Annotated in this window: 11 protein-coding genes; 9 read left to right on the top strand and 2 right to left on the bottom strand. The window is 72.7% G+C overall.

What is annotated here, in order from left to right:
- Positions 1-29 precede the first annotated feature (29 nt).
- Both NGB36_RS29415 and NGB36_RS29410 read right to left on the bottom strand, forming a co-directional pair.
- A complete protein-coding gene (locus NGB36_RS29415) occupies positions 30-527 on the bottom strand; it encodes a ferritin-like domain-containing protein (RefSeq protein ID WP_255923614.1) in 498 nt (165 codons plus the stop codon).
- Positions 528-561: 34 nt separating this feature from the next.
- Positions 562-1,215, bottom strand: a complete 654-nt coding sequence (locus NGB36_RS29410; protein WP_308288945.1) for a hypothetical protein — start codon at positions 1,213-1,215, stop codon at positions 562-564.
- A 93-nt stretch (positions 1,216-1,308) separates the two neighbouring features.
- On the opposite strand from NGB36_RS29410, the gene rimP reads away from it, so the two are divergent.
- From rimP to NGB36_RS29365, 9 genes are all read left to right on the top strand, one after another.
- Positions 1,309-1,863 (top strand): ribosome maturation factor RimP, encoded by a 555-nt coding sequence (rimP, locus tag NGB36_RS29405; protein ID WP_255923613.1) that lies wholly within the window; start codon positions 1,309-1,311, stop codon positions 1,861-1,863.
- 2 nt (positions 1,864-1,865) lie between these two features.
- Positions 1,866-2,879 (top strand): transcription termination factor NusA, encoded by a 1,014-nt coding sequence (gene nusA / locus NGB36_RS29400; RefSeq protein ID WP_255923612.1) that lies wholly within the window; start codon positions 1,866-1,868, stop codon positions 2,877-2,879.
- Positions 2,880-2,961: 82 nt separating this feature from the next.
- Positions 2,962-3,333: a YlxR family protein gene (locus NGB36_RS29395; RefSeq protein WP_372509561.1), complete on the top strand. Its 372-nt coding sequence runs from the start codon at positions 2,962-2,964 to the stop codon at positions 3,331-3,333.
- A 132-nt stretch (positions 3,334-3,465) separates the two neighbouring features.
- Positions 3,466-6,525 carry a translation initiation factor IF-2 gene (infB, locus tag NGB36_RS29390; protein WP_255923611.1) on the top strand — a complete coding sequence of 1,020 codons (3,060 nt, stop codon included), beginning with the start codon at positions 3,466-3,468 and terminating at the stop codon, positions 6,523-6,525.
- A gap of 250 nt (positions 6,526-6,775) precedes the next feature.
- A complete protein-coding gene (locus NGB36_RS29385; protein ID WP_255923640.1) occupies positions 6,776-7,069 on the top strand; it encodes a DUF503 domain-containing protein in 294 nt (97 codons plus the stop codon).
- 18 nt (positions 7,070-7,087) lie between these two features.
- On the top strand, positions 7,088-7,546 hold the full coding sequence (gene rbfA, locus NGB36_RS29380; protein ID WP_255923610.1) for a 30S ribosome-binding factor RbfA: 459 nt from the start codon (positions 7,088-7,090) through the stop codon (positions 7,544-7,546).
- The gene (gene truB, locus NGB36_RS29375) at positions 7,543-8,442 is read left to right on the top strand and encodes a tRNA pseudouridine(55) synthase TruB (protein ID WP_255923609.1); all 900 of its coding nucleotides are present in this window, start codon (positions 7,543-7,545) and stop codon (positions 8,440-8,442) included. The genes rbfA and truB overlap by 4 nt, the downstream gene beginning before the upstream one ends.
- Before the next feature lie 178 nt (positions 8,443-8,620).
- On the top strand, positions 8,621-12,250 hold the full coding sequence (locus NGB36_RS29370; protein WP_255923608.1) for a serine protease: 3,630 nt from the start codon (positions 8,621-8,623) through the stop codon (positions 12,248-12,250).
- Positions 12,251-12,363: 113 nt separating this feature from the next.
- Positions 12,364-13,311, top strand: a complete 948-nt coding sequence (locus NGB36_RS29365; RefSeq protein WP_255923607.1) for a bifunctional riboflavin kinase/FAD synthetase — start codon at positions 12,364-12,366, stop codon at positions 13,309-13,311.
- The last annotated feature ends 68 nt before the right edge of the window (positions 13,312-13,379 follow it).

Genomic DNA, 13,379 nt, shown 5'->3' with positions numbered 1-13,379 from the left:
GCGGATCCCTCCAACGGGTCGGTGGCCGGTCAGCGGGTGGCAGAGGCGGCCGGCGAGGCGCCGGGCGCCCGTTCGATCAACCCCGGGAAGGCTACGCCGCTGCCGCGCCACTGCACAGCGCGCACCGCTGCGCCGCGCAACGCGGCCGCCGCGTCCCGGCGCAGGCCGCCGTGGGCGGCCCGCACCAGGTCCGCGTAGGCCCCGGCGATCCGGTCCTCGATGTACGCGGCGAGCCGTGCCGCGGCGTCCTGGTCCGGCACGGGGAAGGGAAGCGCGTAGGCGGGGTCGGCGGCCACCGGCTCGCCGCCGAGCCCGTGGACGGTTCGGCTGAGCGCGTCGCGCTGCGCGCGGTGCGCGTCATAGGCGGCCTGCGCGTCGGAGCGCCTGCCGGCACCGACCCGGGCGCCGACGACCCCGTAGCCGTAGACGGCGGCGTCCTCCGCGGCGAGCGCCGCCTGCGCCGCCGCGAGGGCGCTTGCGGGGCTGCCGGGGCCTGCCGGAGACGACGTGGCCGGCGGCGAGGTCATGCGGGCCTCCTGAAGAGGTCGGGGAGTGCGGGGATCACGCACCGCCCTGGAGCAGCAGCACATGGCACGCCCCGGCGGCGGCCACCGAGGCGAGGAGGCGGGCGAGTTCGGGCGGTGCGTCCTGCAGGGCGGTGGTCCGGGCGTCGGCGAGCCGCCGTTCCGCCGCGGCGAGTGCGGACAGCGCCTGGCCCTGGTCCGCAGGCACCTGGCCGGCTGCCGCACGCGCCGACGCGGACGCCGAAGGGCGCGGTGAGCCCGTGGACAGGCCGGGAACCGTGAACGCCTCGATGTGCTGGGCCACTTGGGCGCGCAGCGGCCTGAGCCGGGCGGCGAGCGGCGGGTGCGCCGCGGCGGTGGCGTCGTAGCGTGCCAGCAGCGCCGAGCTGTCCCGTACGGCCTGTGCGCTCAAGGCCAGGCCGGGATCGTCCTCGGCCGCGTCCTGCGCCGAAAGCGGGCCTCCGCAGCCCGCGAGCGCGCCGGCCGCGAACGGCAACGCGAGTCCACCGGCGAGTACGGCTCGTCTGCGCGGCCCGGAGGGGGCCCGCGGTGTCGTCCCTGGCGCCACGTTCTTCTTCCCGGCCTCTTCCTGACGACGAAGGTGAACCGGCGGTTCCGCACCACCGGTGTGGGGGACCCTACCGCGCGGACCTGCGGGGACGGTGTCGACCCGACGTTCGCCCGGCTCCATCCGCCGAATCGTCGGTCAGCTGCCGGAACCGATAGGCTTTGCCACGACACGCGACGATCCGACAACAGCACACGCGGCCGAGGAGTCACCCGGATGAGCACCACCCAGACCGACAGGCTGCGAGGATTGCTGGAGCCGCTCGCGGTCGCCGCTGGACTCGATCTGGAAGAGATCGCCGTGACCCCGGCGGGCAAGCGGCGGATGCTGCGTGTCGTGGTGGATTCCGACACCGGTGTGCAGCTTGACGCGGTCGCGGAGCTGAGCCGCGAGATCTCCGCGGTGCTCGACGAGTCCGACGCGATGGGCGGCACCCCGTACGTCCTGGAGGTCACCTCCCCGGGCACCGACCGGCCGCTCACCCAGCCCCGGCACTTCGCACGCAACACCGGCCGCCTGATCAAGGCCCAGCTGGCCGACGGCGGCGAGCTGATCGCGCGTATCACCGGAGTGGACGACAAGGGCCTCGACGTCGAGGTGCCGGGCGTCAAGGGCCGCAAGCCCACCTCCCGCCGTCTCGCGTTCGACGAGATCACCCGGGCACGGGTCGAGGTCGAATTCAGCCGTAAATCCAAGGACGATGGGATCACCCAGGACGACGACGCGGAACCGGCCTCCGCTGACATCGACGAGAGCACTGAGGAGGCGTAGCCGTGGACATCGACATGAGTGCCCTGCGGGGTCTGGTGCGCGAGAAGGAGATCTCGTTCGACCTGCTGGTCGAGGCGATCGAGTCGGCCCTCCTCATCGCATACCACCGGGAGCCGGGCAGCCACCGCAACGCGCGGGTCGAGCTGAACCGCGACACCGGCCATGTGACGGTATGGGCGAAGGAGGAGCCCGACGAGGTCCCGGAGGGCGAGACGCCCCGGGAGTTCGACGACACGCCTTCCGGCTTCGGCCGGATCGCCGCCACCACCGCCAAACAGGTCATCCTGCAGCGGCTGCGCGACGCCGAGGAGGAGATCACCTTCGGCGAGTACGCGGGCCGCGAGGGAGACATCGTCGCGGGCGTGGTGCAGCAGGGGAATGACCCCCGCAACATCCTCGTTGACATCGGCAAGCTCGAAGCCATCCTGCCGCCGCAGGAGCAGGTGCCGGGCGAGGAGTACAAGCACGGCACACGGTTGCGTGCATATGTCGTCCGGGTGGTGAAGGGGGTGCGCGGGCCGTCGGTGACGTTGTCGCGTACCCATCCCAACCTGGTGAAGAAGCTCTTCGCGCTGGAGGTCCCGGAGATTGCGGACGGCTCGGTGGTGATCGAGTCGGTGGCGCGCGAGGCCGGGCATCGCACCAAGATCGCGGTGCGGTCGACGCGCCAGGGGCTCAACGCCAAGGGCGCCTGCATCGGCCCGATGGGGGCCCGGGTGCGCGCGGTGATGGCGGAGCTGAACGGCGAGAAGATCGACATCGTCGACTGGTCCGAGGATCCCGCGCAGATGGTCGCCAACGCCTTGTCACCCGCACGGGTGAGCAAGGTCGAGGTGGTGGACCTCGCTGCGCGCTCGGCCCGGGTGACCGTGCCCGACTACCAGCTGTCACTGGCGATCGGCAAGGAAGGTCAGAACGCGCGTCTGGCGGCCCGCCTCACCGGCTGGCGCATCGACATCCGGCCCGACACCGAGCCGGACGCGGAGAGCGCGAACCGCGGTCACTTGCAGGAGTAATCCCCTGGGAATGGGGCAACGAACAGCCGAGCGCAAACCAACCCGAAGGGGTGAGGTTGGCGCGGGGAGGTAGACTTAAGCAGTGTCTGGCCGGACGCGGGCACGAGCATGCCCAGAGCGCACTTGCGTGGGCTGTCGGCAGCGGACGGCGAAGGACGATCTGCTGCGTATCGCGGTGGTCGGGGACGAATGCGTCGCCGATCCGCGCGGTACGCTGCCCGGCCGGGGTGCGTATCTGCACCCCGACATGGCGTGTTACGACCTGGCGGTCCGCCGCCGGGCGTTCTCCCGGGCCTATCGGAGCCGGGGGCCGCTCGGGACGGAGAGGCTACGGCAGTGCGTCGAGCAGGCGGAGCGCACAGCACAGGAAGCAGTACCAGCACCACCAGCAGTACCAGCACCACCAGCAGTACCACCGGTAAACGAAGAAGAGATCAGAGAACGGCACGGGTGACCGTGCGGTCAGGTACCTCGCGAGTCGGAAGTAGGTCGAGATTGCGATGAGCACTCGATGAGTACGCGATGAGTACGCCCATGAAGTAGCGACGGTCCGGCGGACGACCAACCCCGGACCAGAAGGAGCGAAGTGGCTAAGGTCCGGGTATACGAACTCGCCAAGGAGTTCGGAGTTGAGAGCAAGGTCGTCATGGCCAAGCTCCAAGAACTTGGCGAATTCGTCCGTTCGGCGTCCTCGACGATCGAGGCGCCGGTTGTTCGCAAGTTGACCGACGCGCTGCAGCAGGGGAACGGCGGCGCCGCCGGTTCCACGGCTGCCAAGCCGTCCGCGCCGCGCAAGCAGGCGCCGTCCAAGCCGTCGCCCGCTCCGGGTGCCACGGCCCGTCCCGCCGCGCCCAAGCCGGCGGGCTCCCCCGCGCCGAAGCCAGCCGCTTCCGCGCCGACCTCCACCCCCACGCCCACCCCTGCGCCGCGTCCCGCGGCCCCCGGCCCGCGTCCGGGCCCCAAGCCCGCTCCGGCGCAGCCCGCGCCCGCGGCAGAGTTCTCGTCTCCTCCCGCCTCCGCCGGTGCCGCGCCGTCCCCGGCCGCGCCGTCGGGTCCGCGTCCCGCGGCCCCCGGCCCGCGCCCGTCGCAGCGTCCGGCTCCCGGCCCGCGTGACGGCGGTGCCCGCGGCGGCGAGCGTGCGCCCCGCTCCGGCGGCGGCGCCCGTCCGGCTGCCCCGCGTCCGGCCGGTCCGCGTCCCGGCAACAACCCGTTCACCTCGTCCGGCAGCACCGGCATGCCGCGTCCGCAGGCTCCGGGCGGTGCGCGTCCCGGCGCGCCGCGCCCCGGCGGCCCCGGCGGTCCCGGAGGCGGCCCGCGTCCCGGCGGCGCTCCCCGCCCCGGCGGCCAGGCCGGTCCGGGCGGACCCCGCCCGACGCCGGGCGGTATGCCGCGCCCGCAGGGCGGCGGCGGCCCGCGTCCGAACCCGGGCATGATGCCGCAGCGTCCGGCTGCCGGTCCGCGTCCGGGCGGTGGCCCGGGCGGCGGCCGTGGCCCGGGTGGCGGCGGCCGTGGTCCGGGTGGCGGCGGCGGTCGTCCGGGTGGCGGCGGCGGCGGCTTCGCCGGACGTCCCGGAGGCGGCGGCGGTCGTCCCGGCACCGGCTTCGCCGGCCGGCCCGGTGGTCCGGGTGGCGGCGGCGGTGGCGGTGGCTTCGGCGGTGGCGGCGGCGGTCGTCCCGGCTTCGGCGGTCGTCCCGGCGGCCCAGGTGGCCGTGGCGGTACGCAGGGTGCCTTCGGCCGTGGTCCGGGCGGTCGCCCGGCGCGTGGCCGCAAGTCCAAGCGTCAGCGTCGCCAGGAGTACGAGGCCATGCAGGCCCCGTCCGTCGGCGGCGTGCTGCTGCCGCGCGGCAACGGCCAGATCGTCCGGCTCTCCCGCGGTGCCTCGCTCACCGATTTCGCGGAGAAGATCAACGCCAACCCGGCGTCGCTCGTCCAGGTCATGCTGAATCTGGGTGAGATGGTCACCGCGACCCAGTCCGTCTCCGACGAGACGCTGCAACTCCTCGCGCAGGAGATGAACTACGTCGTCGAGATCGTCAGCCCGGAGGAGGAGGACCGCGAGCTTCTCGAGTCCTTCGACATCGAGTTCGGCGAGGACGAGGGCGGCGAGGAAGCGCTCGTCGCGCGCCCGCCGGTGGTCACCGTCATGGGCCACGTCGACCACGGCAAGACCCGCCTGCTCGACGCGATCCGCAAGACCAACGTGGTCGCGGGCGAGGCCGGCGGCATCACCCAGCACATCGGTGCGTACCAGGTGACGACCGAGGTCAACGGCGAGGACCGGAAGATCACCTTCATCGACACCCCGGGTCACGAGGCGTTCACCGCCATGCGTGCCCGCGGTGCGAAGTCGACCGACATCGCGATCCTCGTGGTCGCGGCGAACGACGGCGTGATGCCGCAGACCGTCGAGGCGCTCAACCACGCCAAGGCGGCCGACGTGCCGATCGTCGTCGCGGTCAACAAGATCGACGTCGAGGGTGCCGACCCGACCAAGGTGCGCGGTCAGCTGACCGAGTACGGCCTGGTGGCCGAGGAGTACGGCGGCGACACGATGTTCGTCGACATCTCCGCCAAGCAGGGCATCAACATCGACGGTCTGCTGGAGGCAGTGGTCCTCACCGCGGACGCCTCGCTCGACCTGCGTGCCAACCCCGAGCAGGACGCGCAGGGCATCGCGATCGAGGCGCACCTCGACCGCGGCCGCGGCGCCGTGGCCACCGTGCTCGTCCAGCGCGGCACGCTGCGGGTCGGCGACACGATGGTGGTCGGCGACGCGTACGGCCGTGTCCGGGCGATGCTCGACGACAGCGGCACCAACGTGGAGGAGGCCGGTCCTTCGGCGCCGGTGCTGGTGCTCGGCCTGACCAATGTGCCGGGCGCGGGCGACAACTTCCTCGTCGTCGACGAGGACCGCACCGCCCGCCAGATCGCCGAGAAGCGTGCCGCCCGTGAGCGGAACGCGGCGTTCGCCCGCAAGGGCGTCCGGTTCTCCCTGGAGAACCTGGACGAGGCGCTCAAGGCCGGTCAGGTGCAGCAGCTCAACCTCATCCTCAAGGGCGACGCGTCCGGTTCGGTCGAGGCCCTGGAGTCCTCGCTCATGCAGCTGGACGTCGGCGACGAGGTCGACCTGCGCATCCTGCACCGCGGTGTGGGTGCGGTCACCGAGCACGACATCAACCTGGCGGCGGGCTCCGACGCCATCGTCATCGGCTTCAACGTGCGGGCCGAGGGCCGCGCCACGTCGCTGGCCGAGCGCGAGGGTGTCGACGTCCGGTACTACTCGGTCATCTACCAGGTGATCGAGGAGATCGAGGCGGCCCTGAAGGGCATGCTCAAGCCGGAGTACGAGGAGGTCGAGCTGGGCACCGCGGAGATCCGCGAGGTCTTCCGCTCGTCCAAGCTCGGCAACATCGCCGGTGTGCTCATCCGCTCCGGCGAGGTCCGGCGCAACACCAAGGCCCGCCTCATCCGCGACGGCAAGGTCATCGCGGAGAACCTCACCATCGAGGGCCTGCGCCGCTTCAAGGACGACGTCACCGAGATCCGTGAAGGTTTCGAGGGCGGTATCAACCTCGGCAACTACAACGACATCAAGGTCGACGACATCATCGCCACCTACGAGATGCGCGAGAAGCCGCGCGGCTGACCTGCACGGCAACGGCGGTCGGGGCCGGTCGGCGGAAGTGAAATTCCGTCGACCGGCTCCGGTCGTGGCCGCTACTGTTTTGAACCCTCTCCCAGCTGAAGCAGGGAGATTCCTAGCTCACGCTGCTCGGCCGTTGAGCGAACGATCGAGTCTTGCGCGATCAGCACCAGCCGGGTTGGAACCAGCCCGGTTGACATCGAATGTACCGTTGACACCATGCCTTGACGGGTCGGCTTGACACCTGATGCCCATGTATGTAGGGACGTTGTCCTTTGACCTGCTTCTCGGCGACGTCCGCTCGCTGAAAGAGAAGCGATCCGTCGTCCGGCCCATCGTGGCCGAGCTGCAGCGCCGCTACGGCGTCAGCGTGGCCGAGGTCGGCGGCCATGACCTCTACCGCAGAGCCGAGATCGGCATCGCGGTGGTGTCCGGGGATATCCCGCACATCACAGACGTACTGGGGCAGTGCGAGCGCTGGATGGCCGCACGCCCCGAAGTGGACCTGCTGTCGGCGCGGCAGCGGATCCACGGAGACGAAGACTAGACAGAGAGAAGATGACGCATGACCGACACCGCGCGGGCGCGCAAGCTGGCGGACCGCATCCGGGTCGTGGTCGCGGAGACGCTGCAGCGGCGGATCAAGGATCCGCGGCTCGGCTATGTGACGATCACGGACACCCGGGTCACCGGTGACCTCCGGGAGGCGACCGTCTTCTACACGGTCTTCGGCTCCGAGGAGGAGCGGACGGCGTCCGCCGCGGCGCTGGAGAGCGCCAAGGGCGTCCTCCGCTCCGAGGTCGGACGGCAGACCGGGGTGCGCTTCACCCCGACGCTGACCTTCGTGCTCGACGCGGTCCCGGACAACGCCCGCACCATCGACGACCTGCTCGCCAAGGCGCGCGCCGCCGACCAGCAGGTCCGCGAGTCGGCGGCCGGGAAGGGCTACGCGGGCGACGCGGACCCGTACCGCAAGCCGCTCGACGAGGAGGCCGAGGGTTCCGACGAGTCCGGGGAAGCATGAGGCGCAAAGGAACGGGCCCCGACGGCCTCGTCATCGTCGACAAGCCCGCCGGGCTCACCTCGCACAACGTCGTCTCGCGGCTGCGCCGCCTCGCCGGCACCCGGCGGGTCGGCCACGCCGGCACGCTCGACCCGATGGCCACCGGCGTGCTCGTCATCGGCGTCGAGAAGGCGACCCGCCTGCTCGGCCACCTCGCGCTGACGGCGAAGACGTACGAGGCCACGATCCGGCTGGGCCAGTCGACCGTCACCGACGACGCCGAGGGCGAGGTGACGGCGACGGCACCGGCGGGGCACATCACCCGCGAGGCGCTGGACGCCGCGATCGCCAAGCTCACCGGCGACATCCTCCAGGTGCCGTCCAAGGTGAGTGCGATCAAGGTGGACGGGCAGCGCTCGCACCGACTGGTCCGGGCGGGCGAGGAGTTCGAGCTGGCGGCCCGGCCGGTGACGGTGTCGTCGTTCGTCGTCCACGACGTGCGCCGGGCCGAGCAGGACGGGATCGAGCTGCTCGACGTCGACGTCACCGTCGACTGCTCATCTGGCACCTACATCCGCGCGCTCGCCCGTGACCTCGGCGCCGATCTCGGCACCGGCGGCCATCTGACCGCGCTGCGCCGCACCCGTGTCGGGCCGTACCGCGTCGAGGATGCCCACACCCTCGAACAGCTCGAGGAGTCGCTGGACGTGATGCCGATCGGCGAGGCGGCGAGCGCGGCGTTCACGCGCTGGGACGTCGACGCCGAGCAGGCCCGGCTCCTCGCCAACGGTGTACGGCTGAAGGCTCCGGGGCTCGGGAGCGCCGGACCCATCGCGGTCTTCGGGCCCGAGGACCGCTTCATCGCCCTCGTCGAGGAGTGTCGCGGCGAGACGAGGATCCTCGCCGGATTCGCCTGACCCATCCCTTCCGTGGCCCGAATTCACCCCAATGGGCAGGCGCGCGGAGTGAATCGCGGGGGTGCAAGGGGGCGCTTTCGCCTCGGGCTCTGTTGTGTCGATCTACCGACACCTACCGTCGAACTGCACTGAAGTGGACTTTTTCTGTTTTCAGTGGTTTCGGCGGAGAGGTTCGAACATGGCGGTACGGGGGGCCGATGCGGATGACGCATTGGTGCGGATCTGCGACCTGGCCGGGCGGCCGCGCGGCACGGGCTTCATCGCCGATACCGACGGCACCCTGCTGACCAGCCACGAAGCCGTCGACGGCCTGGCGAGGCTGGTGCTTCACGCGCACGGCGAGCAGACCTGCCTCGTCGGCCCCGATGCCATCACCCCGTACCCCGAGGAGGGCCTGGCCGTGGTGGCGACCGAAGGGCTCACCGTTCCTGCGCTGCCCATCGCCTGCCACGGCCCTTCCGACCCCGAGGGCCGCGTCCGGCTGCCGGGCCCGACCCGGGCCGATGCGGCCGTCACCGGTGTCGTCGCCGCCACATACACCGCCACCGACCGCTACCACCTGCTGGAGGAGGCGTACGCCCTCACCACGGGCGCGCCGGAGGCTCCCCCCTCCGGAACCCCGCTGATCGACGCGCACACGGGAGCGGTGCTCGGCGTTGTCGCCACCGCGCTGCACGCCTCCCGCAGCGCGGCCGCGTTCGCCGTCCCGCTGCGCACCGACGGCCCGCTCGCGGAGCTCGTGGCGCGCAACGCCGCGACCGTGCCCGCCTACGGCCCGCATCTGAACCTCGCGGGTGCGCTGCAGCTCACCGCGACCTCGGTCGGCTCGGCCGCCGCCGGGCTCCCGCGCGAATGGCGTGAACCGGTCCGCAGGCCGGGCGTCGAAGCCGAACTGCGCCGCTTCCTGGAAGCAGCGGACGACGGTCCGCTCGTCCTCGGGCTCGTCGGCGACCCCGGCTGCGGACGGACGACCGAGCTCGGCGCGCTCGCCGCGCGGCGCGCCCGCGGCTCCCGTCCCGCGCCCACCGTATGGCTGCGCGGTGCCGAACTGCGGCCGGGTGACGGTGGGTTGAAGGAGGCCGTCGAGCGGTCGCTGCGCGCCGCCGGCCGCATCGTGGATGCATCGCGATCAGCTCAGGGGCGCGCAGCGCCTCCGTTGAGGACGGAGGTGGGCGACGGGCGGGCGGGCGAGGTGGGTGAGGCTGCCGAAGCCACCCCTGACGCCGTCGCACATCTGGCGCGCGCGGCAGGGCGCCCGCTGCTCGTACTCCTCGACGCGCCCGAGGAGATGCCGCCCGTGCTGGCGCATGCACTGCCCGACTGGACATCCGGCACGACGAGTTGGCTGCGCGCGGCGGGCGTGCGGCTCGTCGTGGCATGCCGGCCCGAGCACTGGGAGCAGGCCGGTGCCCTCTTCCCGCCCGGTCTGCTCTACCGTCCGCACTGGTCCGGTCCCACCGCGCCGCCCGGCGCCCCGGCGCGAGCCCTGCCCGACTGCGTACGCCTCGGGGACTTGCGGCCGCGGCAGGCCGAGCGGGCCAGGCAGCTGTACGGCATCGAGGCCGGACGGATCGCCCCGGCCGACGCCGCGCACCCGCTCACGCTGCGGCTGCTCTCAGAAGTGCGCGCAGCGGCCCCCGACGTCGAGGGCGCCCCGACCCGGGAAGCGGTCTTCTCGGCCCACCTGGACCTGGTCTGTCTGCGGATGGCGGTGCGGCTCGGCGAGTCCGCCGGGGAGTCGTACGGGCCGCACGACGTGCGGCGGATGGCGGCCCGGGTGGCGGGGCAGGTGCACGAGGCCGCGCGCCGCTGCCTCGGCCCGGGACAGGGCGAGTTGGACCGGGAGGCGTTCGAGGAGATCTTCCCCTGGCGCACCGGCTGGGCCTCCGCCGTGCTCACCGAGGGGCTGCTCGTCCCCGCAGGGGCCGGATACCGGTTCGCCCACGAGGAGTTCGCCGACTGGCTGCAGGGCTCCCATATCGACCTGGAGGCGGCGCTGCACGCCCTCGTGCACCGCTGGTTCGCGTCCGTCACGAGCCGCAGGGAGGCCGTCGTACGGCTGCCCTCGCACCCGGTGACGACGGTGCGGCCCGGCACGTGCGACGGCGGCGCACCGCCCCCACCGCCCGCTCCGTCGGTCGCCCCCACCGACGCGCCGCATGTGCTGCCCGTGCCGCGCCACCGCATCGGACCCGTCGTCCAGTCGCTGCTGCTGGCCGGGCGGCGCGACGGCCCGGACCACCTCGCCCGCAGGCTGGACGCCCTGGTGGACGCGCTCGACACGGCGGCAGCCGTTGGCGCCGGCGATGCGGCGCGCTGCAAGGACGCCGTCTGGTGGGCGGCGCACCTGCTCGGGGAGGTGCTGCTGCGGGTCCCGGACGCCGAGCCGTACCGGGGCGTTCTGCGTCGCCTCGCCGGACGCATCACCGCGCGGGCCGGCCGGCACGGAGGGTTCACCACCGCCCTCGACGGGCTCGGTGAGTTCGGGCCGTGGTTCTGGCGGCGGCTGCCGCTTCCCGTCGCCGGTCGGCTTGAACTGATCCGTCTGATGCTTCCGGCCGACGGGCGGCGCGGCACGGTGGACGACACGGCTGAAGGCATGGCGGACGGAGGGAGCTTCCTCGCCGCGGCGGGGCAGCTGCTCTGCGCCGATGCCGAGGCCGCGCTGCCCGTCATCTGCCGCTGGTTCGACGACGACCGGCCGGTGCCGGGCACAGGACGCACCGTCGCCGCTGCCGTGCACATCCTCCTGCACACCCACCGCCACCACGACATCGACGCCCTCACCGAGGCGCTCGTCGACACCGCTCACCCTCGTGCGGACCGCCTGCTCGCCGCGCTGGCGAAGGACGAGCCCTCGGCGGTGTGCCGCGCCGTCGACCGCTGGGCCCACGACGACCGCCCGGAACGCCGCGTCGCGGCCGCGACGTACGGGCTGCGGGCGGCCGCACACGTATGCTCCGAGCCCGACCGCGAGCTGCTGCGCTACGCCGCGCTCGCGCTGCTGGGCCGCGCCTCCGACTGCTCACTGCACGGCGCCGCGCTCGCCCTCCTGGTGCGGGACCCGGTGACCCGCAACCGTCATCTGGGCGCGGCGCTCGCCCGTTTCGTCTCCGGTGACCGCTATGTTCCCGCGAGCGCGATCGGCGTGGCGCTGCCCACCCATCCGGAGCCGGTGTTCGCCGCCTTCCAGGCGCGGCTGCGCGAACCGGGCGGGGTCGCGGATGCGGAGATCCTCGCCGAGCTCGCGGCGCAGACCACCCCTGCGCTGGCGCGACGCGCAGCCGCCTGCGTCCGCTCGTACGCGGACCACCGTCCCGAGGGCGCCCGCCACGTCGCCGACTACCTGGAGCGCCGCCTCGAACAAGGGCCCGCCGGGCGTGCCGTCGTCTTTCCGCTCGCGGTCGGGCTGCTGCGGGAGGGCCGTCCCGAGATGCGCCGTGCGATCGCTCCCGTCCTCGCAGCGCCCGGCGGCGCCGTCTCGCGCCCGCTGCGGCAGGAGCTGCTCGATGTGCTGCTGGAGCGGGAGCGGGATCCGGCCGTTCTCGAAGCGCTGCTGCAGCAGGCCGCCGAGGGGTGCCTGGGCCGACCGGCGGTGCAGACCAGGGAGCTGGTCCACCGCGTCGGCCTGCTGCTGGGCCGCACCGCGGAGGGCGCGGCGTACTTCGACCGCCGCCTGGTGCAGCTCGCCAGCGCCTCGCCGTCGTTTGCGGCGCATGTCCGCGACTGGCTGGCCTGCACCGAATGGGATGCCGTGGTCGGCCCGAGCGCCCGCCACATGTGCGAGCGGCTGCCGCTCCCGTCCTAGGCTCCGTGCGGCCGGCCGGGGCGCCCGATTCCGTCGGGCGCGCCACGGCATGGCAGTCTTGGACCGTCATCACATCGGCACGACACAGTTCGTTCGGGCGAGGAGCGGTCACGGTGCAGCGCTGGCGGGGCTTGGAGGACGTTCCCGAGGATTGGGCGCAGGGGCGCAGCGTCGTCACCATCGGTTCCTACGACGGTGTGCACCGCGGGCATCAGCTGATCATCGGCCATGCGGTCACACACGCCCGGGAGCTGGGGATTCCGTCGGTGGTCGTCACCTTCGACCCGCACCCCAGCGAGGTCGTCCGGCCTGGCAGCCACCCGCCGCTGCTCGCCGCACACCACCGGCGTGCCGAGCTCATGGCGGAGCTGGGCGTGGACGCCCTGCTGATCCTGCCCTTCACCACCGATTTCTCCCAGCTGTCGCCCGGCGACTTCGTCCGTACGGTGCTCGTCGAGGCGCTCGGCGCCAAGGTGGTGGTGGAAGGCCCGAACTTCCGGTTCGGGCACAAGGCGGCCGGCGACGTGGAATATCTGTCGGCTCTCGGGCTCAAGTACGACTTCGAGGTCGACGTTGTCGATCTGTTCGTCGCGGGGGAGGCGGGCGGCGGCGAGCCGTTCTCGTCCTCGCTGACGCGACGACTGGTCGCCGAGGGGGACGTCGCGGGCGCGGCCGAGGTACTCGGCCGTCCGCACCGGGTCGAGGGCGTGGTCGTACGGGGTGCGCAGCGCGGCCGCGAGCTGGGATACCCGACGGCCAACGTGGAGACGCTGCCGCACTCGGCGATCCCCGCCGACGGCGTCTACGCGGGCTGGCTCGTCGTCGAGGGGGAGTCGATGCCCGCGGCGATCTCGGTCGGCACCAACCCGACGTTCGACGGCACCAACCGCACGGTGGAGGCGTACGCGATCGACCGCGTCGGTCTCGACCTCTACGGCCTGCACGTCGCCGTCGACTTCTACGCCTTCCTGCGCGGGCAGGAGAAGTTCGACTCGATCGATGCGCTGCTCGAGCGGATGGCCGTCGATGTGAAGCGCGCACGCGAACTCGTCGACGGGTGACGCGCGTTATGCGGGAAGCGGGAAGAGCCCGGGCGATCGATCGACCGGGCCCTTCCGCGTCAGCCGTG

The sequence above is a fragment of the Streptomyces humicola genome, from assembly GCF_024436035.1.
GTDB classification, from domain to species: Bacteria; Actinomycetota; Actinomycetes; order Streptomycetales; family Streptomycetaceae; genus Streptantibioticus_B; species Streptantibioticus_B humicola.
Note: the sequence above shows the minus strand (reverse complement) of the source record. Positions and strands in the feature narration are given on the sequence as shown.

What these genes read in the sequence shown, in the direction of transcription:
- rimP (WP_255923613.1), top strand. Translation starts at nt 1,309, where the DNA reads ATGAGCACCACCCAGACCGACAGGCTGCGAGGATTGCTGGAGCCGCTC.
- NGB36_RS29370 (WP_255923608.1), top strand. Translation starts at nt 8,621, where the DNA reads ATGGCGGTACGGGGGGCCGATGCGGATGACGCATTGGTGCGGATCTGC.
- rbfA (WP_255923610.1), top strand. Translation starts at nt 7,088, where the DNA reads ATGACCGACACCGCGCGGGCGCGCAAGCTGGCGGACCGCATCCGGGTC.
- NGB36_RS29410 (WP_308288945.1), bottom strand. Translation starts at nt 1,215, where the DNA reads ATGGAGCCGGGCGAACGTCGGGTCGACACCGTCCCCGCAGGTCCGCGC.
- NGB36_RS29415 (WP_255923614.1), bottom strand. Translation starts at nt 527, where the DNA reads ATGACCTCGCCGCCGGCCACGTCGTCTCCGGCAGGCCCCGGCAGCCCC.
- NGB36_RS29385 (WP_255923640.1), top strand. Translation starts at nt 6,776, where the DNA reads ATGTATGTAGGGACGTTGTCCTTTGACCTGCTTCTCGGCGACGTCCGC.
- truB (WP_255923609.1), top strand. Translation starts at nt 7,543, where the DNA reads ATGAGGCGCAAAGGAACGGGCCCCGACGGCCTCGTCATCGTCGACAAG.